This window comes from Streptococcus parasalivarius, assembly GCF_054785155.1.
The window spans coordinates 1-23,957 of sequence record NZ_BAABOB010000011.1; the positions used below are offsets into that span (position 1 = coordinate 1).

Below are 23,957 nucleotides of genomic sequence, written 5' to 3' on the forward strand. Positions count from 1 at the left end.
ACGATTTATTCTTGTAAATTGACAGGTTATAATTTCTTCTATCATAACCCTGCACTTGGTTTCTTATTCAGTTCTCAAAGGTCTTTGTCTCTCTTAAGACAACTCCTATATTCTAGCAAATCTAGAACAACTTGTCAACACTTTTTTCGAAGTTTTTTCACTTCTCGTGTTCGCCGCCCCTTCCGAAGCAGCTTATTTATAATATCATCTCTGACTTATCTTGTCAATAACTTTTTTAAAGTTTTGGAACCTTTTCAAGTTTGTGGCAAGTCTGTTAAGACAACTTTTATATCTTAACACCCAATTTTGTTATTGTCAATAGGGTTTAGTAATGTTATTAACCTTTTTTAGACTGAACTTTTTTGAATCCTTGATACAATACCCATCCAACAACTACGCCAAGAGCATTCTGGCAGAAATTAGGAATCACTTCTGCGATTGAAGCTCCTGTTCCATACATAAATACTGAAGCAAGTGCATAGCCACCCACCATCACAATTGTTGCAATCAGAAGGCCTAGGATACGATAGTTCCCTTTAAATCCAGCAAAATAACCTTGTGCACCATGAATTAATAAACTGATAAACATCCATTGCGGAGCAGATGATAGCAAATCTATCAGAAAAGCAGACAATCCGCCCACAATTGCCCCCTCTTTCTTCCCAAGATAAAAGGCTGTGAAGTAGATTCCTGCATCTACCAAAGTTAAAAGCCCTGTTGGAGTTGGAATTTTAGCTACAAATCCAAAGGTCACTGATAAAGCTGTTAAGATAGCTAATAATGTTAGCTCTTTTGTTTTCTTATTTTGCATATTGAACTACTCCAAATTCATTTGATTGTTTAATTGATTCATAAACAAAGGATTTAGCATTTGCCACAGCTTCAGTTTCTGAACATCCTTTGACTAATTCACTAGCTATACTTGAAGCAAATGTACATCCTGCACCGGTATTGTTTTTATCCAACACAACTTCCTCAAACAATTTGTAGTCTGCTCCATCATAAAAGACATCTATCGCTTTATTACCATCCAAGCGGTTTCCACCTTTGACAACGACAGTCTTAGCTCCTAATTCATTGAGATAGCTAGCCGCATGCTTCATATCATCAAGAGTCTTGACCTTTCTATCTATAAGCAGTTCGACTTCAGGTAAGTTCGGAGTGATAACCGTGATATAAGGGAAAAATTTAACCAATTCATCACGTAGTTGAGAAACTTCAACGTCATGAGTCTCCTTACATACTAAAACGGGATCCAAGACAATTGGAATATCAGAATGATTTTTAACAAAATCCAACGTTAATTCTGCGATCTCAACGTTAGGCAACAAGCCAATTTTAATTGCTGAGAAGGGGACATCTTTTAGTGAATCAAGTTGTTGTTTAAAAACATTCGTATCAACCGGAATGACCTCAAAACCATTCTCAGTCATAGCTGTTAGACAGGTAAGAGCCACAAATCCATGCTGTTTATTTGTGGTAAATGTCGCTAAATCTGCATGAAGTCCGCCACCACTAAAAATATCATTCCCTGAAATCGCTAAAATCAATTCATTACTCATATCGTATCTCCTTTAAATACAAACCATTACCAGCTGTCGTTGGTCCTGCAAGATTACGGTCACGACTTTCTAATACTGTCTTAACTTGCGAAACAGGCATGCGACCATTGCCAATCTTCAACAAGGTGCCAACCATATTTCTAACTTGCTTATAGAGAAAACCATTACCAGAAAAAGTAAAGATATAAAATCCAGTTTTTTCATCAATAGATACACTAGCCTGGGTAATTGTGCGTACTTTATTTTCTACAGAAGTTCCTGAAGCTGTGAAGCCTGTAAAATCATGTGTACCGACCAAATCCTTAGCAGCCTCCTGCATAGGTGCTAAACTTAGAGGGTAGGGATAGTGGGTCGCATAATTACGCATCATGGGGTTCTTAGGTCGCCCTGCATCTACTAGGAACTCATAAGTTTTACTGTGTTTGTTGTATCGCGCATGGAATTCCTCCGATACAAGTTCGATACTAACAACATCAATATCATCTGGACATTGCGTATCTAAACCGAAACGCAACTTCTCTGGATCTCGCTCTTGAGGCAAATCGAAGTGAATAACTTGGCCATAGGCATGAACACCTGCATCTGTCCGACCCGCTCCATGAACGGTGACAGGTGTACCACTATTTAAACGTAAGAGAGTCTTTTCGAGCTCTTCTTGAATAGAACGTGCATTTGGTTGTCTTTGAAAACCTGAGAAAAGTGTACCATCGTAGGAAATTGTCGCTTTGTATCTAACCATAGAGCTATCATATCAGATTTTTTAGAGGATAAAAAGTAGATTTATCACAAACTGACCCCGTACAGTTTTTAGCATAAAGAAAAAGACGCCTTTCGCGTCCCTTCTTTATAAATCTTCTAAAGCGTCTTTTACCTTGTTAAAGAAACCTTTTTTCTGTGGTGCAATCTTTTCATCACCGCTTGCTTTGGCGAATGCAAGGAGAGCTTCTTTTTGGGCATCATTTAGCTTCGTAGGAGTTACAATCTTAACTGTAACGTGTTGGTCTCCTTGTGAACCTCCACGAAGACGTGGAGCACCCTTTCCTTTTAGACGGAAAGTTTTGCCTGTTTGAGTTCCTGCTGGAATGGTCATCTCAACATTGCCGTGAACTGTTGGTACTTCGACAGTGTCACCAAGAGCTGCTTGGACAAAAGAAATGTTAAGTGTATAGTAAATTGTTGATCCATCACGCGTAAATTTATCGCTTGGATTAACATTGATGATTACAAAGAGATCTCCATAAGGTCCACCATTGAAACCAGCTTCACCTTGACCAGCAAGACGGATTTGTTGACCTGTTTCAACACCTGCTGGAATCTTGACAGATACTTTATGGCTTTGTTTTTCATGTCCTGTTCCATGACAAGTTTGACATGGCTCTTTAATTTCTTGACCTGTTCCATGACAAACATCACAGGTTACTTGACGACGCATCATACCAAGTGGTGTTTGCGTATCGACATTGATAACCCCTTGACCATGACAGCGACCACAAGTTACAGGGCTTGTTCCAGGTTTTGCACCAGATCCTGAACATGTCTTACATGTCGCTTCACGGTTGTAGTGAACTTCTTTTTCTGCACCAAAAATTGCTTCTTCAAAGCTTAAGTTGACACGGTACTGAAGGTCATCACCTTGACGTGGAGCATTTGGGTTGCGAGTAGCACCACCACCAAAGAAGCTAGAGAAAATATCCTCAAATCCTCCAAAGCCTGCACCACCATCAAAACCACCAAAGCCTCCTTGGCCACCAAAACCATTTGCACCATCTGGTCCGTATTGGTCATAGGCTGCACGTTTTTGGTCGTCACTTAGAGTTTCGTATGCCTCTTGGACCTCTTTATATTTTTCTTCCGCACCTGGTTCTTTATTAATGTCTGGGTGGTATTTCTTAGACATCTTACGATAGGCACGTTTGATTTCATCTTGAGAGGCATCCTTAGATACCCCAAGACGATCGTAATATTCGGTATTGTTCATACAAGATACTAAGAGCGAACAGAAAGCGACTGAAATTTAGGAAACCCATAAGAAATCCTGATTTCTTAGGAGGTTTATCTAATTTCCAAGCTTTCCGCTCGTGTTCAATTTCTCGAACACTCTTTGTTCCTTTCTATAATTTTTATGTAAATCTTTAGAGGGTGTTTTCTATACTTCGCTTCACTTGATCAAACTCTTCATCTGATAGAGTAAATAACAAATCCTCCTCAGAGTACTCGTTTTTTTCTTTAAAATAGTTGCCCGTATTTTCTGCCAACCCTAGACTTAGAATCACTTTCCTTGCAAACTCTTGATGTTCGAATCCTATAGCCGTAATAATCTGTTTATCTTGCACAACCACTTTCGGTTGGAAATTCTCACGAGGAAGAAATTCAAAATAGTCAAAGAAGTTTTGCCAAATTCCACCTGTAAATTTCGTGTCCTTCAACAAGCCTGCTTTGGCTAATAAAAGGGGGGCTGAAGAAATGGCTGCAATTAAGACATCTTGCTCACCAAGCTCCCTCAAAAACGATATCAATTTTTCATCCTGTAGAGCAGGTCCAATGTTAACCATTCCTGGCAAAATCACACAAGAATACTCTTCTATACGGATTTGATCCAATGTTTTGGTCGGTTGACAGGGTAAGCCATCCTCAGATATAACTATCGAATGTTCTGAAGCCACATAATCAATTGTTACGTCAAAAGACAGGGCTAAAGTACTTGTTAAAGTGGTTATCTCATAAAGAGAAAAATTAGGATAAATGATACAAAGTACTTTTTTCATACGCAACATCCTCTATTTTACCGAAAAACAGAGGCTGGTTTGCAACCTCTGGATTTCTTACTATCATTTACTAGATAAGCTCAACACCTTACCGAACTGAGCACGCCTTACCTCTTGGTGAAAAAGAGAAATCTCCCTAGAAACTAAAGTTTCTGCGTCGGATTTCCTATTTCACTGTGAGGTTTTAACGGGCTTTGCATCTTATTTTTCAGTAAACTCTCCGTCTACGACATCGTCGCCTGAGTTATCTGCTGTTTGTGCACCTTCTGCTCCTGCTTGAGCTTGTTGTGCTGCTGCAGCTTGTTCGTAAAGTTTAACCGCAAGAGCTTGAGCTTTTTCGTTAAGAGCTTCCAATTTAGCCTTCATGTCATCAAGATTGCCTGATTCTTGAGCTTTCTTAAGGTCATCAAGAGCTGATTGAGCAGCATCACGTTCTGTATCGAAGCCTTTACCTTCTGTTTCTTTGATTGTTTTTTCAGTCGCAAAGATAGCTTGGTCAACTTCGTTACGAAGATCTACTTCTTCTTTACGTTTTGCATCTGCTTCAGCATTTGCTTCAGCATCTTTCATCATCTTTTCAATTTCTTCATCTGTCAAACCAGAGTTAGATTGGATAACAATTGTTTGTTCCTTTTGAGTTCCAAGGTCTTTAGCTTTAACAGATACGATACCGTTCTTATCAATATCGAAAGTAACTTCGATTTGTGGGATACCACGTGGTGCAGCTGGGATATCAGTCAATTGGAAACGTCCAAGAGTCTTGTTATCTGCTGCCATTGGGCGTTCCCCTTGAAGAACGTGGATATCAACGGCTGGTTGGTTGTCTGCTGCAGTTGAGAAAACTTGTGACTTAGATGTTGGAATTGTAGTGTTGCGGTCGATGAGTTTTGTGAACACTCCACCCATTGTTTCGATACCAAGTGACAATGGAGTTACATCAAGAAGGACAACGTCTTTGACATCACCAGTGATCACACCACCTTGGATAGCAGCACCCATAGCAACTACTTCATCAGGGTTAACTGATTTATTTGGTTCTTTACCAGTTTCAGCTTTAACAGCTTCTACAACGGCAGGAATACGAGTTGAACCACCGACAAGGATGACTTCGTCAATATCTGACAAGCTCAAACCTGCATCTGAAAGGGCTTGGCGAACTGGAGTTTTAGTACGTTCTACAAGGTCACGAGTCAAATCATCGAATTTCGCACGAGTCAATGTCATTTCCAAGTGAAGAGGTCCAGCCTCACCAGCAGTGATGAATGGCAAGCTGATTTGTGTTGATGTGACACCAGAAAGGTCTTTCTTAGCTTTTTCAGCTGCGTCTTTCAAACGTTGAAGAGCCATCTTGTCTGTTGACAAGTCGATACCATTTTCTTTCTTGAATTCTTCAACCATGTGGTCGATGATTTTTTGGTCAAAGTCATCACCACCGAGTTTGTTATCCCCTGCAGTTGCCAATACATCAAAGACACCATCACCAAGTTCAAGGATAGATACGTCGAATGTACCACCACCAAGGTCGAATACCAAGATTTTTTCTTCTTTATCAGTCTTATCCAAACCATAAGCAAGGGCTGCTGCTGTTGGTTCGTTGACGATACGTTCTACTTCAAGACCAGCAATTTTACCAGCGTCTTTAGTTGCTTGACGTTGAGCATCGTTGAAGTAAGCAGGAACTGTAATAACAGCTTTGGTTACTTTTTCACCAAGATAATCTTCAGCATAACCTTTCAAGTATTGAAGAATCATTGCTGAAATTTCTTGTGGTGTGTATTCTTTACCGTTAGCAGAAACTCTTTCAGAAGTACCCATCTTAGATTTGATAGAGATAATTGTATCTGGGTTTGTTACTGCTTGACGTTTTGCAGCATCACCAACGATGATTTCACCATTTTTGAATGACACAACAGATGGAGTTGTGCGGTTACCTTCTGGGTTTGCGATAATTTTTGATTCAGTCCCTTCAAGAACTGCTACTGCTGAGTTTGTTGTACCTAAGTCAATACCAATGATTTTAGACATATGTTTTTCCCCTTTTTACTAAAATTTCTATTTTGCTTTTTTATCTTTCATTCATAGTTTTCTGTCATTTCGGACAAGTTTTCAATTATGTTACGACACAAGAAGTCGAAATCGATGTCATTTCGACAACAAGTTGCTTCAGCAACCGTCAGAATTGCCTAGTTGAACACACCCTAAGCTCTGAGTAAAAAAGATAGATTTCCTTGTGTTCATCGAACACCTCGTCAATCTCCTATTTTTACTGTGAGCTTTTACGGACTTTGTATCCTAGTTGTATACAACTACCATGGCTGGGCGTAAGACACGTTCATGGAGCTTATACCCTTTTTGGAAAACTTGCGCAATCGTGTCTGCTGGATGTTCATCATCTGCAGGCATTGTTTGAATAGCCATGTGGAAGTTATGATCGAAATCACCATCTGCTGGGATTTCTTCAATTCCTTCCTCTTTAAAAGCATGTACTAAACTTTCTTGCACCATTTCCAAGCCTTTTTTGACATCATCAGTCAAACCCTCAACGGCAAGAGCACGTTCAAGGTTATCAAGTGATGGCAAAATCGCTTTTGCCAAATCTTGGCTACGATACTTTTGCAATTGTTGACGTTCTTCATTAGAACGGCGCTGAATGTTTTGCATTTCTGCATGGGCACGAAGGTATTTATTTTCAAATTCTTCGGCACGCGCTTGTGCTTCTTCAAGTTCAGAAGGTTCGCTTACTTCCTCTACAACTTCTTCAGTTGTCTCAGTAGCTTCCTCTTCTTTCACTTCTTCTTTTTTAATATCTTCAGTCAAGGCATACACCTCTTTCTATACTTATTAAATGTTATATCTTAGCTAACTTCATAATGGTTACTATTGAGGTAACGGTAATAATCCGTCAACTTCATAACCAAAACTCTACTAATAACATTGACCAAACTAACCATGCGACGATAATCCATTTCAACTGGGCCAATCACATGCATGAGCGCCATCCCACGATAAGGAATCAGGAATTTATGACTCATAACTGTGACATTTTCAAGCGCTTCTTCAGTTGATTCTGCAACCGAAATCTTGGTCACTTCATCATCGGAGATAGCTGATCGAAGCTCAAGTGCCACATGTTGTGGATTGTCCAAAAATTGATAGGTTTTTAAGTCGGCATAAGTCAGTGATGCAACCTTACCTTCGATGAAAATCAATTCCTTAAAAAGTTGTGAAAAGATATAATCAAACAAATCTAGAACATTATCTGTTATCTTGAAATACTTCTGCACAATCTGAGGAATCTCAGTTCTCAATCGGTAATGGATATCTAAGACAGTGTTTCCCAAAAAACGTTCTTGAACAAGCTTATGAAGAATTTCCAAATCACTAGACAAGAAATTTTTTGGAATAGCAAACTGAACTGTCACAGGCTTAGATTCATCTAGAGTAAGAACCGCTAAAGCGTCGTGATTGGATAGATGAACAATGTCAAATCCAGTCAGACGTTGTCGTGTCGGTTCCACATCTTGAATCACTGCTGTACATCCTGTCATTTCTGCCAGCAGCTTCGCCGCTGCATCCAAGATATCTTCAAGTTTAAAAGCTTCAAAGTCAAAAGCTTTAACCACTTGATAAACATCTTGTTCATCAATCGTATCAAGATTCAAAGAATTAGCGACAAAATACTGGAAACCTGCTCGGCTTGGCATACGCCCACTAGAAGTATGAGCTTTTTCAAGATAGCCCATTTTTTCTAGCTTGGCCATGTCATTACGAATAGTCGCTGAACTCGAATCAATTGATTCTTGTAACGCTTTAGAACCAACCGGTTCATGTGTACGAGTGAACATCTCAACTATCAAATTCAAAATAGTGTTTTGCCTTTGCGTAATCACGATGTCACCTCATTTCTATTTATTAGCACTCTAACACGTCGACTGCTAACTTATGATTCTATTATACACCTAAACTTGAACATGTCAACCCAAAAAAACAAAAAATTAGCACTCTTTTCAAGAGAGTGCTAAAAATACATCTCAAGACCTAGAGAAGCAAAAAAAGAGCACCTCCGAGGTACTCTAATCTTATCGATCATATTTTGACAAATGATAGGTCTCAATAATAGATATGAGGTGTTTGGCGTACTCTGGATCACTGCTAAAACCCGCAGCTTGTAGTTTTTCTGCCGCAACTTTATAACTAGTCGTTCCTGCCACCTCTTTATAGGTTGACTCACCCCACGTTCCTTGGCGAAGCTCTTCTAAATAAGTCATCATAGAACTTGACCAATCCTTAAAAACCGCAAAATCCACCTTTTGGTATTGCCACTTACCTTTACTATAGATACTATCCTTTAAACGAATACGTTCTTGACCCGGCTGAGCTAGCAGACTGTAGATGTTATGGTATTTAACAGATAAAAGACTGCTACCATAATTCGACTCATATGCAGCTTGACTAAGGAGAATAGACGCAGGCACACCATAGTTTTTGGACATCTTTTGAGCTGTTGGAGCTAAGGTCTCAATAAACTCTTGCTGCGTGTAAGCAACCTTTACCGAACGAGCATTATCATCTGTAGAGGCATGAAGAATCAAAGGTAAGACAATACCTAAAGCGAAAACAGCAACTAAGGTTATGAAGGCTTTTAGTTTAAAACGTCGTCTCACTTAGCTTTCTCCTTTAATAATGCCAAATATTCCTCCAAAGTAAGATTATGTTCAGTCATATACTCTGCTGACTCTTTACCAACATAGCGGAAATGCCAATCCTCGTAGCCTACACCTGTTGACGATGTTTTACCATCTGGAAAACGAAGAACAAAGCCATATTTCGGCGCTAACTCTTTAACTTTAGCTACTGTATCTGGATCTGCTTCATTTAAGCTATCTACAGTACTCATATCAATCGCAAGACCCGTCTGGTGTTCACTCGCTCCTGGTGGTTGTGAATAGGTTTGAACCTTTTTCTCCGCCTGAGACTCCGTCAAACTTGGGTCAGCAGCCATTTCCTGCTGAACATAACTGTTATAAAGTTCTGTCTGATAAGCAACACTACGATAACCTGATATCAAGTGGTAACTTGGATCAATTTCTTGAGCAGCTGCTAAAAACTCCTTAACATTCTTAGCAATTCTCGCATCTACAGAAACACCATCGACATCAGCAATCTCAGGGTTAAGTTCTTTAGACTTATTATCTCGATTTACCAAAAGCAATTGCCAGTCTTTAGGCGATACATCAGGTAGTCCCTTTGCATCCTTGCTTTGAGTCGCATCGGTAGCTTGTTTACTACTTTTTGTTACTGACGATCCACTGGTTTGTTGGACTGTACGACTGACACCAAATACTGAATAAAGTCCTGCTACAACTAAAAGGACTGCAATCAAGACACTACTGATAACCAAAAACCAGTTGGTTTGCTTTTTCGCCTGACGGCGACTTGGATAGTTATTTTTTACCATTTTCTTTTTCTATTATCTCTCGCCCAACCTGACGATAAGTCATATCGCCAAGTGCTTCTAATGTAAATTTACCATTTTCATAAGCAACAACAGTAACCGAACCGTTGTCCAATGAAGGATGCTCGACAGAAGGATCAATTAACCATGCAAAAGTTGCAATAGTCATACCGTGACTAACGACGATAGCATCACCTCCACCAGACCTCTCAAGATCCTCAGCCATAGCTGTAAACCCTTCTATAATACGTTTTCTGAGCACTTCCCAAGACTCTGCCCAACCAGCCGTATCCACATCAAGGATACCTTGTGCAAGTTCAGGATAAGTTACCTCATGCAAATCCTTACCTTGAAAAGCATCTGTTCTCGGTAGCACACCGTAGAAAAGTTCACCATCATAGCCACCATCTAAACTACCAAAACACCACTCACGAATACGTTTGTCACGTTTATAGGGAATAGTTTCTAAACCCATCTCACGCAAAATGATATCCATGGTTTGAATCGTTCGACCTGAATCACTAGAATATGCAGCTTTAAAAGGAATACCTGCTGCTTTCAGACCTACCCCCAATTCACGAATACCTTCTTCACCGAATGGGGTCAAAGGGCTATCAGACCAACCTTGTGCACGACCAATGGTGTTAAACATCGTTTTGCCATGTCTCGCAATATATAACCTAACCTTACTCATAGCGCCCCTTCTTTCCGTCATTTTTGAATTCATTATAGCACAAATCCCCTCGACTATCTAGCCAGCGAGACCATCAGAAAATGCCTTACCAATTGGCAAAGCATTTATCATCCGTTTAGTTTTTAAAGCTGTGAACAGGAGCTGGGATTTGACCACCACGCGCAATGAAGTCAGCCGATGAAGCTTTGTTTACCCTCATTACCGGTGCATACCCAAGAAGACCTCCAAGTTCCAGCATGTCACCTTCCTTACCATAAGGAATAATACGAACAGCTGTTGTTTTCTGGTTAATAACACCGATAGCCGCTTCATCAGCAATCATGGCCGCGATTGTAGTATCTGGCGTATCAGCAGGAATAGCAATCATGTCTAGACCAACAGAACAGATAGCTGTCATAGCTTCCAATTTTTCAAGGTTGATATGACCAGATTTAACAGCCGCAATCATACCCTCATCTTCAGAAACTGGAATAAAGGCACCTGACAAACCACCAACTTGGTTACATGCCATGATACCACCTTTTTTAACTTGGTCATTAAGAAGGGCTAGAGCTGCAGTAGTACCATGTGTACCAACAACTTCAAGACCCATCGCTTCAAGGACACGGGCTACTGAATCACCAACTGCTGGTGTTGGCGCAAGAGACAAATCTACAATACCGAACTCGACACCAAGACGTTCACTGGCCATTTGACCAACCAACTGACCAACACGTGTGATTTTGAAGGCAGTCTTCTTAACTGTTTCAGCTAAAACATCGAAACTTTCGCCTGGAACTTTCTCAACTGCACGTTGCACAACACCAGGACCTGAAACCCCGACATTGATTACAACATCAGCCTCACCAACACCGTGGAAGGCACCTGCCATAAATGGATTATCTTCAACCGCATTGGCAAAGACAACCAATTTACCTGGACCCATTGGATCTGCCTGAGAAGCCTCTTTGATGATACGTCCCATGTCACGTACTGCTGTCATGTTAATACCAGTCTTTGTTGAACCAATGTTGACAGACGAACAGACAAAATCAGTCTCAGCAAGCGCACGTAGAATAGAATTGATAAGAATCTCATCACCTTTTTGGTAACCCTTTTGAACGAGCGCAGAGAAACCACCAATAAAGTTAACGCCGATTTCCTTAGCTGCTCGGTCAAGCGCCTTCGCAAAAGGTACATAGTCTGTAGCATCTGTTGCCGCACCGATGATTGAAATCGGAGTAACAGATACACGTTTATTAACAATCGGAATACCAAGTTCTGCCGCAATCTCGTCGCCAACAGTTACCAAATCCTTAGCCTTAGATACAATCTTGTTATATACTTTTTCCGCTGCCTTATCGATATCTGAATCGATACAGTCTAGGAGTGAGATTCCCATGGTAATGGTACGAACATCAAAGTTCTGTTCCTCAATCATGGCAATGGTTTCTGTGACCTGTTTAATATCCATTTTAAGCTACTCCTATCTTACAAGTTGTGCATCGCATCAAAGATCGCTGAGCTTTGGATGTTAATTTTGACGTTCAATGATTCACCAAAAGCTTCTAATTCAGCACGTAGGTGTGTAAAATCTTTCTTATCTTCCGATGATACAACCGCCATCATGGTAAAGAATTCATCAAGGACTGTTTGAGTAATATCATCAATATTCAAACCAAGTTCTGCGACCTTAGTCGCAACACCCGCAACAATACCTGCTTTGTCCTTACCTACAACTGTAATAATTGCTTTCATGAGAAGCCTCCATCATTTTATTTTGTATAATTTTAGCATATTTTGATTAAAAATGCTATTTTTTATAAAAATTGCCTCTTTTTTCTTGAAAAAGACGAATGTTTCAGCAACATTTAATCATTATCGTTTATGAAAAATCCTCTCTTTGACCTAACTACTTGTGGATAAACTTGTTCACAACCTAAATAACTCCCTTCTTTTAAAACCTTGAAAAATCAATATTCAACACAGTTAACAGACTTATCCACACCTGTGGATAAGTCTGTGGGTAACTTGTCGATAAACAAAAAATACCGCCAAATTTAGGCGATATCTTAGCTTTATTTCCATTTTAAATTAACATGGGCATTCATTTCTTTATAGGCAGTATCGATACGTTCTTTGGTCTCTTCATCTAGTTTATTTCTATATTTACCACCTTTAATGAAATCCTCTAAAATATAAGTTTGGTAAGTATACAAAGGATATCCCTCTGGCGAAGTTGTTCCCTTAGGTGTACGGTTAACCCAGGTTGGATGCGCTTGAGCTGTCTTAATCGTGGTTTGACCATTCTTTTTCTCCAGAGTGACATCCATCAAGACACCCCTCTCTGTCCACTCTGCACTATCCACACCATCCATAGTCTCTATGCGCTGGTTAGAAATGAAATTTCCCATTGAGTAAATAATGAGTTTTTGCTGTCCATCCTTTTTAACCACCTCAGATGGCTCAACCACATGAGGGTGACCTCCAAAGATAATATCGGCACCCCAATCAATCATCTTATGGTAAAGCTTTACCTGTTCATCTGTCGGTTCCAAACGATATTCAACGCCCATCTGTGGCATGATAACCGTAATATCAGCCTCTTTTTCAGCACGCTCAATCTCTGCTTTCATACGTTTTTCATCCAGGTTCGACAAATGATTCGCAATCTCTTTTTTGGTCAGATTCGACTCCAAGCCATTGAAACCATAGGCATAAGAAAGTATCGCCACCTTGATGCCATTAACATTCTTGATAAGTAGAGGTGCCTTATCACGCACAGGCTTTTCATAAACACCAACAGGGTCAATGCCCACCTCTTTAAAGGCATCAGCTGTTGTAAAAGCTCCCTCTAAACCAGAGTCCAAAATATGGTTATGAGCCAAATCCATAACATCATAGCCAGCGTCCTTAATAGCTGCGGTCACTGATTGAGGAGCATTAAACAGAGGATAGCCTGACAAGGGATAGTCAGGATTGATAGTTCCCTCAAAATCACCCAAAACCAAATCAGCCTGCTTTAACCACGGCTTCACATAAGTAAAATTCTCCGTGAAATCATAGCTACCATCTGCCTGCAGGGCACTCATATAGAGACCGTCATGATAGAGCAAGTCCCCATTAGCCATGATACGTGCTGTCTGTACCTGGTTCGAGGCATTCTTTTGCTGTTCGTTCTTACTATGAACAATTAAAATCTCAAGAAAAAGCAAACCTAAGACAAGAGCAATTAACCCCATCAAAATCTTATTAGTCATCGCATTGTCACGCTTTTTAGCCTGGCTCTGTTTCATAATACTCTCCTTTTTCATACTTCTAGTGTACCAAAAAAACTTATCCATTGATGATAAAAAAGATTAATAAACGGTTACATCTCAATTCCACGACGATTGAAAAGATCAGTTTTCTTAGACAAGATAAAAACTCTACTTCATACTGAAGTAGAGTTCTGTTAATGATTAGCGTGTTGGTGTGTATTCCAAATCTTTACCATGTTTAGCTACAAAATCAGACATTTCAGAGTCTGGAATTTGACGTAAGTAGAGATTGGCACGAATCGTTTCATCTTCCTCACGACAAGTAGAAAGAACAAGGTATTTATCTGAAGCACTAACCTTCAAATCCTTGTTTTTAACACTTGCTTGATCATAGATAATATCCAACTGTTGTTTAAAGTCTTTATCGCTTTCAAATGATGTACGATAGAAAGCTGTGTCTTCAGGCACAATTACCATAGCAAGCGCTTCATAATAGTACTTACGTTGAGGCGTCTCAATAACAACATATTTGTGTTTATCAAAGAACGACTGATCACTATAGTAGTTAACATCGTTGAACATACGACTATCAGCAACCTTACTGCCTCGAGCATGGCCGAAGAGCCAAGTCAAACGATCACTGAAATCTTTATTATTGTCTGTATCCATGAAGACAGTTCCCAAATACGGAACGTTTCCTCCATCAAATGTTTTATCTAAATAGGTTGAATTGTCCGTTGTTTGAACAACCGGCTCATCCAATTTAGTCCCTGGTGCATAAACATAAGCGATAGTATCAGGGTTTGTTGCCTCAAGACCATCAAATTTATTTTTGAGGTAGGCTTTCTCCTCATCTGAAACTTTATAAGTGTTTGCTTTTTTAGTCGTTAAAACACTCTTAACACCATTAGAGGATGATGCTGTTGGAGACATAAACTGGAAGCCAAGGAAGATAGCCAAAGCAGCAATTACTAAGGCCGAAATCCCAGCAATCAGTTTATTGCGAGATCCATTAGATTTACGATTATGATTACTCATGAAATGTCAAATCCTTTTCTTTATCCATAGAAAAATATCACCGAAGCTTAAGCTCCAGTGATATTCTTTTTAGCAATAGCAGTTAATTATTTAACAGCTGCTGTGTTTGGAAGAGCTTTAGCTTCAGCTCTAGCTGCTGGAGCTTTCTTTTCTGCAGCTTTAACAGCTTTAGCTTCTTCTTTAGCGTCTTTGTTAGCGTTAGCTTTATCAGTAACTACAAATTCATCTTTGATGATGTTTCCGTTAGCATCACGTTTTGGTTCAATGTGTTCACCAGCATCTTCAAATTTTTGTTTAGTTGAATCTGCATCAACGTTGTTAAGACCATCTTTAGCAGCTTGAGTAAGACCACCTTCGTTGTTTGTGAAGAAGTCACCACCAGTTGCTTCAGTTTTGTTATCAAGGTTTCCAGTGTGAACGTTACCGTCGTTAGCGAAAACTGCTGCTGATGAAGCGAATACTGCAAGAACTGCAGCTGATGTAAGCAATACTTTTTTCATAATTATATCTCCTCTATCGGATATTATATTTTTTATCAGGACCTCCCTGACACCTAGATTATAACACTATTTAGAGATATGTCAATAATTTTTAAAAACTTTTTCAAATTTTTAATATTCACTACAATTCGTATAAATAAAGGATTCTCGGGACATATTAACCACTAGTCATCATTAGGTGTTTCTAATTTTGGCGTTATTTTGGACATTTTGTTATATCCTATTTTAAGTTTAGATACAAAAAAATAATCATATATAAAAGCATAATTTGTAAAATATACATTTCCATTTTATGGGTGTTTTTATTTCAAAAAATTATGACTAAACGTATAAAATCGTTTAATAAAAAGATGTTTGAGGTATATAACAATATCATCTTTCAAATTAATGTATTCATCCACTTTAGCCATTTTTGTATGGTAAATACATAATATGCAAGATTTTCAAATAAAGCAAATTAGAAAAAGATTAACAAAACTGAAGGCGCTTCAATCTGAATATCCCTATTCTTAGGTTAAATTACTTGAAAAATAAATCATAATCTTATTTTTAAAAGCGTTTTAACTAAGGTGAAGTTAAGTAAATTCCTTTGAAAACACTCCCTCTTACCAATACCTCACTTCAGAGTAACAAGTCTCCAAAAAACTAATACACAAATCAATTGGATTGTTTTACTTCTCTTATTTCAGACGAAATAGTTCTTCCACTTGTTTATTAAAGACTTGTGCTATTTTTAAAGCCATTTCCAACGAAGGGTTGTAGCGGTTATTTTCCAAGTGAACAATCGTTTCTCTCCGTATTCCTACTTGATCTGCTAAATCTTGTTGAGTCATACCATAAGCTTCCCTTACTTCTTTCAAGTTAGTCTTTATTTTACTTTCTTTCGCCATATTTCATCCCCTTTTTTCAGTGATAAAGTAAGTAATGGCAAATAATAAGAGTAAAAAAGCCACCAAAATATAAAGAAATCCAGCATTCAAAACAAAAACTTTACAGACGGCTATCAAGATTGCAATTCCCAATAATATAAAGATTGCTATTGTAAACAAAATGGAAGAGGACTTTGCAATATTTCTATAAAATCGTTCATCAGGTTCTTCATTAATTCTCTTGAATAAGAAGTAAAACATTAATAACAATTGAACACTTAATCCAATTCCTAACATTATATTCTTAATCAAAGAACCAGGAGTTAGAAGCCAAACTCCAATTGTATAGATCGATGACGAGAGAAGTACAAGCACTGTATATAATTTTGCAGTAATCCCAAACATATTTTTCTCTTTCTTTTGATAGGTTGATTTTGAGAGGACCGATTGCATCGTACAAGCCAAATACGTAGGAAGCCAAGACATCGTCATAATAGCACCTTTTGCTAGAATCGGTAGGTGATTCCCCAGCAATAAAACTAAACATACAACAATAAGCACGCTAGCGATATAAAGGATTATCTTTAAGTTCTTCGACATTTTCATTTTCGTCGCCTTCTTTCACCATGTTATAAATACATCACACCTTATCTGTTATAAATATATCACATTGTTATAAGAATTTCAAGATGAAGACAAAACTCTAGTAAGATTTTGAACAATTTTTCAGAAATATATACAAAAAAGCACCCATGAGGTAAACTCTTGAGTGCTTTGAAACGTTGATATAATCGTATCGATTAACGTTTTGAGTGCAGTGGTTGCCATCCAATCAAATGTCGCTTCGCTTGTTTTCTTGGGGCAACTGTGCATAGCATATCTCTATGCGACTAAAGTCGCTAGAGCTATCCTAATTGCGCACCACGAATTCTCATACAAAAAACACCTTGCAAGTTGCAAAGTGTTTTCGTTTGTACTCTGCTGTCCAGTAACGAATTAACATTTTGAGAACTGGCTAGCTTTACGAGCTTTCTTAAGACCTGGTTTTTATAACCGATGCTATTTAGCCATTATTTTTAGTCTTTTTCAAGATTTGTTGCTTAAAAAACCATAGATAACATTAACAATCATCAGTAGCGGGGCAAGAGAAATGAGATTTGGAAAAAGATAACCAACTAATAATATGATCACTAGCTGCAATCCATATAATAGTGCCCACCGATAAGGTATCTTTTTTTCTTCAGCTGATAACGATCTTTGACTCGTCTTGATCACCACTGCTGTCATGATTATCCAAGCTACATCCCAAAGGGCAAGAACGATGAGGTAAAACAGGAGAAAGGCAAAATTAGCGGAATGCTGTCCAATCCCTCGAGTCGCTAAGGGAACAAAACTAGCTGTTAAAAGCCAAAAACTATTGGCTCCAAATAAACGAAAGCTGACATGATCTACTAATTTGTAGAGTTCATGATAATATAGCCAGACTGCCATGATTTGCAAAAAACTAGTAATGTAGATAAAAAGCATGGGTAGCATGCTTCTAAGTCCTACTACGGTCAATTCCTCAGGTAACTGTAACTCCAAGGCCATAATTGTGACAATAATGGCCAATATAGCATCTGACAAGGCTTCTACCCTTTGTTTTTCCATTCTGCCCTCCTAATGACTGCTTTTTTCTAATGGCTGAGAGTGAGTTTCTAACGGCTGTGTTGAGGGCTCTATGCTGCAGCCATCAATCCCACAAACTAAACTTGTCTCTTCTGAATTGCTGTCTAGTAGTTGAAAAGGGGTATCTATCATTTTATTGTGCTCCTTCCTCTGCTTGAATTTGTTTTAATACCGCTAACATGTATTCATAAGGCTGAGCACCTGAAATGCCATACTTATTGTTCAGAACAAAGAAAGGTGCACCTTGAACGCCTGATTGATGGGCTTCTAAAATATCGCGTTTGACCTCGTCAGCAAACGCATCGCCAGCAAGAACCTGCGCTGCCTCTTCTTGTGGTAGAGCGAACTCACTGATAACAGCTAGTAACACAGAATGATCCGCAATATTGGCATGTTCTTCAAAGTAAAGATAGTACAAGGCCATAATGAAATTTTGATGATCTTTTTTATCTAAATACTTCTGCGACCATTTAATAAGACGGTGAGCTGAAAAGGTGTTGGTTGGGATAATCCCCGCCATATCAATACGAAGCCCTTCTTCATTTCCCATGCTTTCCATGTGCGCAAACTGAGCTTTTGCTTGCTCAGTGGTCATACCGTGACTGGCAGCAAACTCTGTGAGCATGGTTTCACTTGTTTCTAAAGGCGCATTGGGATTTAGCTGGTAAGCTTTCATTGTCAAATCTTCCGGGTTTAAACCAACAGCTGCCATAGCACGCTTCATCCGACTAGCACCAATGTAACAAAATGGACAGGCAATATCTGACCAGTAACTAATTTCCATATTTCTTCCTTTCTTTCCACTACCAAGAAGCTTTTTTCAACCCAGGAATGACACCTTGGTAAACTTGCTGGCGTAAACAAATCCGACAAAGTTTAAACTTGCGGTAAACCGAATGCGGGCGGCCGCATGCCAAACAGCGTGAGTATTCTTGAACCGGATAGGCCTTCTTTTTCCTTTGTATCAAAGCTTTTCTTGCCATTTAAACCTCTTTCTTATCAACCAATTGACCCTTTTTAAAGACTAATAAACTCGTCAGGGTAGGCTGAATGCCAAATAAAGAAATAAGACGGGGCACTTGAAAAATATCTGCTTGGTAAAGCACCAAATGCTCTCGTTCAGCCGTGTCTATGAGTTCTTTTTGCCCAAGAGACGATAGACTGCATTGATTTCCTGAAACAAGAAGAGCTAGATTTTGATATTCGGCTAACAGTTCTTCTAATTCGATAGTAGACGTGACTGATTTCATCATAGGTTATCAATATAGGCCAATGTATCTAGGGCAGCAATGGCACCGCTACCTGCTGCAGTAATGGCTTGTTGGTATTTTGGATCTTGCACATCACCAGCTGCAAAAATACCTGCAACAGAGGTCTTTGCTGTTCCTGCCTGTGTTTGAATATAGCCTTTATCATCCAATGCTAATTTTCCATCAAGAAAATCGGTGTTTGGCTGATGACCAATGGCCACAAAGAGACCGTCAGCCTGAATGTGCTCAATATCACCTGTTTCATTATTACGAACATCCAAACCAGTCATTCCCATCAGGTTAGATGTAACTTTGACAGGCGTGTAATTTAACATCCAATGAATTTTATCATTTGCCTGAGCCCGTTTGGCCATAATATCAGATGCGCGTAACTCATTGCGGCGGTGGACAACGGTCACTTTCGATGCAAAGCGTGTCAAATAGAGGGCTTCTTCCATAGCGACATCACCCCCGCCAACTACAAGGATTTCACGATCTTTATAGAAGAAAGCATCACAGGTCGCACAAGCGCTGACACCTTTTCCGACGGCCTCTTCTTCGCCTTCAATCCCTAGGTATTTAGCGCTAGAGCCTGTTGCGATAATAACGGCCTTGGTATCAATGATCTCACCATTATCCAGATGTACCTCGAAAGGAGACGATTCGCCTTCAATTTTTTGAACAAATCCAAAGGTCATTTCGGTGCCAAACTGTTCTGCTTGGCGGCGCATTGTTTGGACTAATGTATTGCCATCAATCCCGTTTTCAAAACCTGGATAATTTTCTACGAGGGTTGTGGTGGTTAATTGACCACCCTCAGAATAGCCTGTAATCAATCGATTTTTCAAACCAGCTCGACTTAAATAAATGCCAGCTGTGTACCCTGCAGGTCCTGAACCTACAATAATTGCATCATACATAAATCACCTCATGATAACTGTGCTTGGATTTTTTCCATCAATGTTTGTTTAGGATGAACACCAACAAGAGCATCAACGGGTTTGCCATCTTTAAAAATTACCATTGTTGGGATAGAACGAATGCCAAAGAGATTGGCCAGATCTTGTGATTGGTCCACATCCACCTGAGCAATCGTTACTTTTCCGTCAAAGTCCTGTGAAAGTTCTTCCACTACCGGCTCCATCATCCGACAAGGTGGGCACCACTGCGCCCCAAAATCGATAAAACTTACCCCATTTTGGATAGATTTCGCAAATGTTTCGGTTGTTAGTTGTGTCGTCATAAAAAACTCCTATCTAAAATAAATCGCTTCTATTCAATCATATAATTGAATAGCATAAGAATAAAAGAATGAATTTCAAAAAGGTTAACTTAGCCCTTCTAAAAATTCAATTTGTATCACTTAGTTTCTTTGAGATACTAAATAAGAAGTATTTCAAAGATGTAATTCAACAAAGTTGTTGAATAGGTTGAATAAAAAATAAATTCAACTTTTTTATTGAATAATTGAATTATAGCACACTAAATCTATTTTGCAATGATTTTGCTCACGAGTCTCCGGTTATAAGAAAAGACTAAGGAATACACCTTAGTCAAGTTCTGAACGAGAGGATGCACCCCACTTCCAATCAGCAAAACTACGATTGAGACTATAGATACTGTAGCCTAAACTCTGTAAATCCTGTGCTGCTAGGTTAGCATAGCCACATTGGCGCCCGCGACAATAAACAATGATGGTCTTCTCTTTGGGAAGCTGAGCTTTTTTTTGATCAAACTCATCGATTGGTAAATTAAGAGCTTTTGGCAAGTGCCCTGCCTCATACTCCTCAACAGGCCTTAAATCAAGTAGGAGAGCATCTGTCTTAGCTGCTAATTCAATTGCATTAGCGAGCTCAATCTGAGGAACACCAGCTGCCTCATCATAGTCTGACTCAATCGCTCTGACTTCTGCTAACTGTTCTTCACCGACGGCAAATAACAGAAGGACTAACTGGACAACCTTTTCAGAAGCCAAGCTATAACGGATAAAATTACCATTTCGACTCGTCACCACCAAGTGACTTTCTTTTAAAACCTGAAGGTGGCGCGAAGTATTGGCAACAGAGAGACCCGTCGCATGCGCAATTCCCTCAACTGTCTTTGGTCCCTGTGATAATATATTTAAAATATCAAGACGCTTCTCACTTCCTAGCCCCTTTGTTAAGCGAGATAGCTCTTGGTAAATATTTTGTTTGTAATCAATCATTGTCTCTTGCATCAAATCAGCTCCTTATCTATTCAATTCAATAGTATAATTCTTAAAAACAGTTGTCAACTATTCCATTCGAAAGATGTTGATACTCATTTGTGGCAAAAAAGCCGGCATTCGCCAAAAAATAAAAAGAATACTTATCCTTAACATTTACTAATATTAATAGGTAAATCATGTAAAAAGAGACCTATCTCTGAAAAAATGAAATTTTTAACGAGCAGCAGTTTCTTTTGTGACATACTATCTATGTGCGACCATAAATTGTATCAAAATAATTTACTTAGAGCTCTCAACTGCCAACAATTTTCTAATGATTAATTTGAACATTCACAAAAATAATCCACAACTACTTCTGTTGTCGCTATTATCTCAAAGCCTAAAACAAGAGACAAGAAGTAAACAGCATGCAAGACATACTACCTGAACAGTTTGTCTTTACTTATATAGACACTAGAGGAAACATCAACAAGCCTTTACATGCTGACTATCTAAACAATAAAATGAAAAGCATCAGAAAGCGACATAAAGAGCTGGCACATGCTACACCTCATAAACTGCGACATACTGGTGCGACACTCGCAAAACAAGCTGGGGTTTCGCTAGAAATAATTTCAGAAGCCCTAACTCATAGTGACAAAGAAATTACAAAGACTTATGTTAACACTAAAGATACCGTCAATCAGACTGTAGGTGACATCGCATTTCGTAGCTTAAAATAATGATGGGGTGAATATGGGGTGAATTTTGGGGTGAACTTTAGTTTTTAGGCTAAAAAAAGACATCCAAGAGAAATCTCTTGAATGTCTTGAAACGTTGATATAATCGTATTGATTAACGTTTTGAGAATTGTGAAGCTTTACGAGCTTTCTTAAGACCTGGTTTCTTACGTTCAACCATACGTGCATCACGAGTAAGAAGTCCAGCGCGTTTCAATGAATCGCGGAAGTCTGGGTCTACTTGAAGAAGTGCACGAGCGATACCGTGACGGATCGCACCTGATTGACCAGCGTATCCACCACCTACAACGTTAACGTGTACGTCGTATGAACCTTCAGTTGAAGTAACTGCGAAAGGTTGGTTGATAACGAGACGAAGGTCTGCGTGTGGGATGTATTCTTCTACATCTTTTTTGTTAACTGTGATTTTACCAGTACCTGGAACCAAACGTACGCGTGCAACGGCGTTTTTACGGCGTCCTGTACCTGCATATTGTGCTTGTGCCATTATATTAGTGCTCCTTTCCTCTTAGAATTAGATAAGTCCTGAGATATCAAGTACTTCTGGTTGTTGTGCAGCGTGAGTGTGCTCACCGCCAACGAAGACTTTCAATTTCATACCTTGTGCGCGTCCAAGAGTGTTGTGTGGAAGCATACCTTTAACTGATTTTTCAATCAAACGAACAGCATTTTTAGAACGAAGTTCACCTGCTGAGATTTGTTTCAATCCACCTGGGTACATTGAGTGAGTGTAGTAGATCTTATCAGTTGCTTTTTTACCAGTCAATTTAACTTTTTCAGCATTGATAACGATTACGAAGTCACCTGTATCAGTGTGTGGTGTGAAAGTTGGTTTGTTTTTTCCGCGAAGTACGCTAGCAACTACTGCAGAAAGACGTCCAAGTGGCACATCAGTTGCGTCAACGACATACCATTTACGTTCAACTTGGCCTGGTTTAGCCATAAATGTTGTTTTGTTCATGATTTCTCCTATATATAGTTCGATTTTTGTTTACGAGTGATGGGTGTTCCTTCCCATCGAAAAGTATTTGGAAGGTTCCGGGGCCTTTCAAATGGGGTAAACAATACCGTTTAACATAATATCAAAAAAACACGTCCAAGGCAAGTCATTTGGAGGTGTTTTTCTTTTATTTTTTGTATTTTTTTAGTCTCTAATTTTATAAGGTGTAAGACTAGAAATCATACCTAATTAACCTCTAAGGGGGTACAAATTAATCCTCAGATTCCCAAAAAAGCTGGTCTAAAGTTTTGTCCAGAGTTTTGCAGATAGCAATACACAGATTTATAGTCGGGTTGTAGTCTCCCTTTTCAATAGCTGAGATAGTCTGACGAGAGACTCCTATAGCATCTGCCAACCCCTGTTGAGTGAGATCCTTTGCTACACGCGCTGACTTCATTTTTAAATTTTTCATTCAAAATCCTATTCTTCGTCTTCTAGTTCTTCCAAACGGTTTTTCTTGATTCTTTTAATAATAACCCAGCAGTCACAAATAAGGGTCAAACCCAATGTCAAAAATGCTACACTACTCATAAGATTCTTCCCTATCTTAAATGACTGAAATAGACTTAAAAGGCCCATTAACGATATAAAAATTCCCAAAAGACACATTCCCCAGGACAATATGAGCATCTTCTTCTCAAGTTTTTTGTCCAGTAACCATGGGTGTCCATTCCGTGATACGCTGTGCACTACGACTACGCACATAGAACCAAAGAAGGTGATGTATAATAAGGACTGAGCTAATTCTAAGGAGTGTGTCTTGCTAGCAACCATAATCGTTACAAACATACCAATCATGGCTACCCAATAACCTCTAGCAGCAGATTCTGCACTGATTAATCGAGCACGTTCATCCATCGTGCTAGCTACTTTTTTCTTTGACTTTTTCATTTTGTTTCCTCCATTTTCTAGATTTATTATAGCATTATTTTACGTTATGTCAAATATATCATTCATTTTGTATAGAT

29 protein-coding genes and 1 pseudogene are annotated in these 23,957 nt (G+C 39.0%); 1 reads left to right on the forward strand and 29 read right to left on the reverse strand.

The features are described from left to right. Window positions 1-337: 337 nt before the first annotated feature. The 25 genes from ACYVQ1_RS09560 to ACYVQ1_RS09680 all read right to left on the reverse strand — a co-directional run bounded on the left by ACYVQ1_RS09560 (window position 338) and on the right by ACYVQ1_RS09680 (window position 21,258). Window positions 338-811 (reverse strand): ECF transporter S component, encoded by a 474-nt coding sequence (locus ACYVQ1_RS09560; RefSeq protein WP_060973129.1) that lies wholly within the window; start codon window positions 809-811, stop codon window positions 338-340. Continuing rightward, the gene (locus ACYVQ1_RS09565; RefSeq protein WP_461250509.1) at window positions 801-1,562 is read right to left on the reverse strand and encodes a bifunctional hydroxymethylpyrimidine kinase/phosphomethylpyrimidine kinase; all 762 of its coding nucleotides are present in this window, start codon (window positions 1,560-1,562) and stop codon (window positions 801-803) included. Before ACYVQ1_RS09565 ends, ACYVQ1_RS09560 begins: the two co-directional genes overlap by 11 nt. Further along, the gene (gene truA / locus ACYVQ1_RS09570; protein ID WP_175063579.1) at window positions 1,555-2,301 is read right to left on the reverse strand and encodes a tRNA pseudouridine(38-40) synthase TruA; all 747 of its coding nucleotides are present in this window, start codon (window positions 2,299-2,301) and stop codon (window positions 1,555-1,557) included. Before truA ends, ACYVQ1_RS09565 begins: the two co-directional genes overlap by 8 nt. A 105-nt stretch (window positions 2,302-2,406) precedes the next feature. Then, window positions 2,407-3,540: a molecular chaperone DnaJ gene (gene dnaJ / locus ACYVQ1_RS09575; protein WP_002886399.1), complete on the reverse strand. Its 1,134-nt coding sequence runs from the start codon at window positions 3,538-3,540 to the stop codon at window positions 2,407-2,409. A 154-nt stretch (window positions 3,541-3,694) separates the two neighbouring features. Then, complete coding sequence (locus ACYVQ1_RS09580) at window positions 3,695-4,327, reverse strand: DJ-1/PfpI family protein (RefSeq protein ID WP_461250510.1); 633 nt, start codon at window positions 4,325-4,327, stop codon at window positions 3,695-3,697. A 201-nt stretch (window positions 4,328-4,528) separates the two neighbouring features. Next, window positions 4,529-6,352: a molecular chaperone DnaK gene (gene dnaK / locus ACYVQ1_RS09585; RefSeq protein ID WP_461250511.1), complete on the reverse strand. Its 1,824-nt coding sequence runs from the start codon at window positions 6,350-6,352 to the stop codon at window positions 4,529-4,531. 267 nt (window positions 6,353-6,619) lie between these two features. Continuing rightward, window positions 6,620-7,144 (reverse strand): nucleotide exchange factor GrpE, encoded by a 525-nt coding sequence (grpE, locus tag ACYVQ1_RS09590; RefSeq protein WP_461250512.1) that lies wholly within the window; start codon window positions 7,142-7,144, stop codon window positions 6,620-6,622. A 38-nt stretch (window positions 7,145-7,182) separates the two neighbouring features. Beyond that, entirely contained in the window at window positions 7,183-8,217 is a 1,035-nt protein-coding gene (gene hrcA / locus ACYVQ1_RS09595) for a heat-inducible transcriptional repressor HrcA (protein WP_004182170.1), read from the reverse strand. A 189-nt stretch (window positions 8,218-8,406) separates the two neighbouring features. After that, complete coding sequence (locus ACYVQ1_RS09600) at window positions 8,407-8,991, reverse strand: glycoside hydrolase family 73 protein (RefSeq protein ID WP_461250513.1); 585 nt, start codon at window positions 8,989-8,991, stop codon at window positions 8,407-8,409. Then, entirely contained in the window at window positions 8,988-9,785 is a 798-nt protein-coding gene (locus tag ACYVQ1_RS09605) for a M15 family metallopeptidase (RefSeq protein ID WP_461250514.1), read from the reverse strand. Before ACYVQ1_RS09605 ends, ACYVQ1_RS09600 begins: the two co-directional genes overlap by 4 nt. Further along, a complete protein-coding gene (locus ACYVQ1_RS09610; RefSeq protein WP_461250515.1) occupies window positions 9,772-10,476 on the reverse strand; it encodes a histidine phosphatase family protein in 705 nt (234 codons plus the stop codon). Before ACYVQ1_RS09610 ends, ACYVQ1_RS09605 begins: the two co-directional genes overlap by 14 nt. A 115-nt stretch (window positions 10,477-10,591) precedes the next feature. Then, window positions 10,592-11,929: a PFL family protein gene (locus ACYVQ1_RS09615; protein WP_461250516.1), complete on the reverse strand. Its 1,338-nt coding sequence runs from the start codon at window positions 11,927-11,929 to the stop codon at window positions 10,592-10,594. Window positions 11,930-11,946: 17 nt separating this feature from the next. Continuing rightward, window positions 11,947-12,213 carry an ACT domain-containing protein gene (locus ACYVQ1_RS09620; protein ID WP_021143456.1) on the reverse strand — a complete coding sequence of 89 codons (267 nt, stop codon included), beginning with the start codon at window positions 12,211-12,213 and terminating at the stop codon, window positions 11,947-11,949. Between the two features lie 320 nt (window positions 12,214-12,533). Continuing rightward, window positions 12,534-13,751 carry a CapA family protein gene (locus ACYVQ1_RS09625; RefSeq protein WP_461250517.1) on the reverse strand — a complete coding sequence of 406 codons (1,218 nt, stop codon included), beginning with the start codon at window positions 13,749-13,751 and terminating at the stop codon, window positions 12,534-12,536. A gap of 165 nt (window positions 13,752-13,916) precedes the next feature. Further along, on the reverse strand, window positions 13,917-14,753 hold the full coding sequence (gene srtB / locus ACYVQ1_RS09630) for a class B sortase, LPKTxAVK-specific (protein WP_461250518.1): 837 nt from the start codon (window positions 14,751-14,753) through the stop codon (window positions 13,917-13,919). 86 nt (window positions 14,754-14,839) lie between these two features. Beyond that, on the reverse strand, window positions 14,840-15,253 hold the full coding sequence (locus ACYVQ1_RS09635; protein WP_461250519.1) for an LPKTxAVK-anchored surface protein: 414 nt from the start codon (window positions 15,251-15,253) through the stop codon (window positions 14,840-14,842). Window positions 15,254-15,933: 680 nt separating this feature from the next. Beyond that, the gene (locus ACYVQ1_RS09640) at window positions 15,934-16,143 is read right to left on the reverse strand and encodes a helix-turn-helix transcriptional regulator (protein ID WP_002886384.1); all 210 of its coding nucleotides are present in this window, start codon (window positions 16,141-16,143) and stop codon (window positions 15,934-15,936) included. A 3-nt stretch (window positions 16,144-16,146) separates the two neighbouring features. Then, entirely contained in the window at window positions 16,147-16,728 is a 582-nt protein-coding gene (locus ACYVQ1_RS09645) for a hypothetical protein (protein ID WP_461250520.1), read from the reverse strand. A 480-nt stretch (window positions 16,729-17,208) separates the two neighbouring features. Beyond that, the gene (locus tag ACYVQ1_RS09650) at window positions 17,209-17,772 is read right to left on the reverse strand and encodes a TMEM175 family protein (protein WP_461250521.1); all 564 of its coding nucleotides are present in this window, start codon (window positions 17,770-17,772) and stop codon (window positions 17,209-17,211) included. A 151-nt stretch (window positions 17,773-17,923) separates the two neighbouring features. Continuing rightward, a complete protein-coding gene (locus tag ACYVQ1_RS09655) occupies window positions 17,924-18,574 on the reverse strand; it encodes a DsbA family oxidoreductase (protein WP_014677715.1) in 651 nt (216 codons plus the stop codon). Between the two features lie 19 nt (window positions 18,575-18,593). Further along, window positions 18,594-18,773: a type Z 30S ribosomal protein S14 gene (locus ACYVQ1_RS09660; protein ID WP_014677714.1), complete on the reverse strand. Its 180-nt coding sequence runs from the start codon at window positions 18,771-18,773 to the stop codon at window positions 18,594-18,596. Further along, window positions 18,774-19,043, reverse strand: coding sequence for a hypothetical protein (locus tag ACYVQ1_RS09665; protein WP_461258414.1), 270 nt, complete (start codon window positions 19,041-19,043; stop codon window positions 18,774-18,776). Further along, on the reverse strand, window positions 19,040-19,960 hold the full coding sequence (gene trxB, locus ACYVQ1_RS09670; protein ID WP_461250523.1) for a thioredoxin-disulfide reductase: 921 nt from the start codon (window positions 19,958-19,960) through the stop codon (window positions 19,040-19,042). Before trxB ends, ACYVQ1_RS09665 begins: the two co-directional genes overlap by 4 nt. An 8-nt stretch (window positions 19,961-19,968) precedes the next feature. Beyond that, the gene (trxA, locus tag ACYVQ1_RS09675) at window positions 19,969-20,283 is read right to left on the reverse strand and encodes a thioredoxin (RefSeq protein WP_062005158.1); all 315 of its coding nucleotides are present in this window, start codon (window positions 20,281-20,283) and stop codon (window positions 19,969-19,971) included. A gap of 306 nt (window positions 20,284-20,589) precedes the next feature. Continuing rightward, on the reverse strand, window positions 20,590-21,258 hold the full coding sequence (locus tag ACYVQ1_RS09680) for an ArsR/SmtB family transcription factor (protein ID WP_014677709.1): 669 nt from the start codon (window positions 21,256-21,258) through the stop codon (window positions 20,590-20,592). A gap of 413 nt (window positions 21,259-21,671) precedes the next feature. Between ACYVQ1_RS09680 and ACYVQ1_RS09685 the strand changes: the two are divergent. Then, window positions 21,672-21,971 (forward strand): annotated as a pseudogene (locus ACYVQ1_RS09685) (tyrosine-type recombinase/integrase); the annotation flags it as partial. Window positions 21,972-22,083: 112 nt separating this feature from the next. Here ACYVQ1_RS09685 and rpsI read toward each other — a convergent pair. The 4 genes from rpsI to ACYVQ1_RS09705 form a co-directional block, all read right to left on the reverse strand. After that, the gene (gene rpsI / locus ACYVQ1_RS09690; protein ID WP_002888293.1) at window positions 22,084-22,476 is read right to left on the reverse strand and encodes a 30S ribosomal protein S9; all 393 of its coding nucleotides are present in this window, start codon (window positions 22,474-22,476) and stop codon (window positions 22,084-22,086) included. A gap of 27 nt (window positions 22,477-22,503) precedes the next feature. Then, a complete protein-coding gene (gene rplM / locus ACYVQ1_RS09695) occupies window positions 22,504-22,950 on the reverse strand; it encodes a 50S ribosomal protein L13 (protein ID WP_002886374.1) in 447 nt (148 codons plus the stop codon). A 250-nt stretch (window positions 22,951-23,200) separates the two neighbouring features. Further along, a complete protein-coding gene (locus tag ACYVQ1_RS09700) occupies window positions 23,201-23,401 on the reverse strand; it encodes a helix-turn-helix transcriptional regulator (protein WP_002886373.1) in 201 nt (66 codons plus the stop codon). 8 nt (window positions 23,402-23,409) lie between these two features. After that, entirely contained in the window at window positions 23,410-23,880 is a 471-nt protein-coding gene (locus ACYVQ1_RS09705; RefSeq protein ID WP_270282653.1) for a hypothetical protein, read from the reverse strand. Window positions 23,881-23,957 lie beyond the last annotated feature (77 nt).

What these genes read in the sequence shown, in the direction of transcription:
- srtB (WP_461250518.1), bottom strand. Translation starts at nt 14,753, where the DNA reads ATGAGTAATCATAATCGTAAATCTAATGGATCTCGCAATAAACTGATT.
- ACYVQ1_RS09665 (WP_461258414.1), bottom strand. Translation starts at nt 19,043, where the DNA reads ATGATGAAATCAGTCACGTCTACTATCGAATTAGAAGAACTGTTAGCC.
- ACYVQ1_RS09645 (WP_461250520.1), bottom strand. Translation starts at nt 16,728, where the DNA reads ATGAAAATGTCGAAGAACTTAAAGATAATCCTTTATATCGCTAGCGTG.
- ACYVQ1_RS09610 (WP_461250515.1), bottom strand. Translation starts at nt 10,476, where the DNA reads ATGAGTAAGGTTAGGTTATATATTGCGAGACATGGCAAAACGATGTTT.
- ACYVQ1_RS09625 (WP_461250517.1), bottom strand. Translation starts at nt 13,751, where the DNA reads ATGAAACAGAGCCAGGCTAAAAAGCGTGACAATGCGATGACTAATAAG.
- dnaJ (WP_002886399.1), bottom strand. Translation starts at nt 3,540, where the DNA reads ATGAACAATACCGAATATTACGATCGTCTTGGGGTATCTAAGGATGCC.
- trxA (WP_062005158.1), bottom strand. Translation starts at nt 20,283, where the DNA reads ATGACGACACAACTAACAACCGAAACATTTGCGAAATCTATCCAAAAT.
- ACYVQ1_RS09635 (WP_461250519.1), bottom strand. Translation starts at nt 15,253, where the DNA reads ATGAAAAAAGTATTGCTTACATCAGCTGCAGTTCTTGCAGTATTCGCT.
- truA (WP_175063579.1), bottom strand. Translation starts at nt 2,301, where the DNA reads ATGGTTAGATACAAAGCGACAATTTCCTACGATGGTACACTTTTCTCA.
- ACYVQ1_RS09650 (WP_461250521.1), bottom strand. Translation starts at nt 17,772, where the DNA reads ATGGAAAAACAAAGGGTAGAAGCCTTGTCAGATGCTATATTGGCCATT.
- ACYVQ1_RS09620 (WP_021143456.1), bottom strand. Translation starts at nt 12,213, where the DNA reads ATGAAAGCAATTATTACAGTTGTAGGTAAGGACAAAGCAGGTATTGTT.
- ACYVQ1_RS09700 (WP_002886373.1), bottom strand. Translation starts at nt 23,401, where the DNA reads ATGAAAAATTTAAAAATGAAGTCAGCGCGTGTAGCAAAGGATCTCACT.
- ACYVQ1_RS09615 (WP_461250516.1), bottom strand. Translation starts at nt 11,929, where the DNA reads ATGGATATTAAACAGGTCACAGAAACCATTGCCATGATTGAGGAACAG.
- ACYVQ1_RS09705 (WP_270282653.1), bottom strand. Translation starts at nt 23,880, where the DNA reads ATGAAAAAGTCAAAGAAAAAAGTAGCTAGCACGATGGATGAACGTGCT.
- trxB (WP_461250523.1), bottom strand. Translation starts at nt 19,960, where the DNA reads ATGTATGATGCAATTATTGTAGGTTCAGGACCTGCAGGGTACACAGCT.
- ACYVQ1_RS09680 (WP_014677709.1), bottom strand. Translation starts at nt 21,258, where the DNA reads ATGCAAGAGACAATGATTGATTACAAACAAAATATTTACCAAGAGCTA.
- ACYVQ1_RS09560 (WP_060973129.1), bottom strand. Translation starts at nt 811, where the DNA reads ATGCAAAATAAGAAAACAAAAGAGCTAACATTATTAGCTATCTTAACA.
- ACYVQ1_RS09655 (WP_014677715.1), bottom strand. Translation starts at nt 18,574, where the DNA reads ATGGAAATTAGTTACTGGTCAGATATTGCCTGTCCATTTTGTTACATT.
- rplM (WP_002886374.1), bottom strand. Translation starts at nt 22,950, where the DNA reads ATGAACAAAACAACATTTATGGCTAAACCAGGCCAAGTTGAACGTAAA.
- ACYVQ1_RS09580 (WP_461250510.1), bottom strand. Translation starts at nt 4,327, where the DNA reads ATGAAAAAAGTACTTTGTATCATTTATCCTAATTTTTCTCTTTATGAG.
- dnaK (WP_461250511.1), bottom strand. Translation starts at nt 6,352, where the DNA reads ATGTCTAAAATCATTGGTATTGACTTAGGTACAACAAACTCAGCAGTA.
- ACYVQ1_RS09605 (WP_461250514.1), bottom strand. Translation starts at nt 9,785, where the DNA reads ATGGTAAAAAATAACTATCCAAGTCGCCGTCAGGCGAAAAAGCAAACC.
- rpsI (WP_002888293.1), bottom strand. Translation starts at nt 22,476, where the DNA reads ATGGCACAAGCACAATATGCAGGTACAGGACGCCGTAAAAACGCCGTT.
- ACYVQ1_RS09660 (WP_014677714.1), bottom strand. Translation starts at nt 18,773, where the DNA reads ATGGCAAGAAAAGCTTTGATACAAAGGAAAAAGAAGGCCTATCCGGTT.
- ACYVQ1_RS09565 (WP_461250509.1), bottom strand. Translation starts at nt 1,562, where the DNA reads ATGAGTAATGAATTGATTTTAGCGATTTCAGGGAATGATATTTTTAGT.
- ACYVQ1_RS09640 (WP_002886384.1), bottom strand. Translation starts at nt 16,143, where the DNA reads ATGGCGAAAGAAAGTAAAATAAAGACTAACTTGAAAGAAGTAAGGGAA.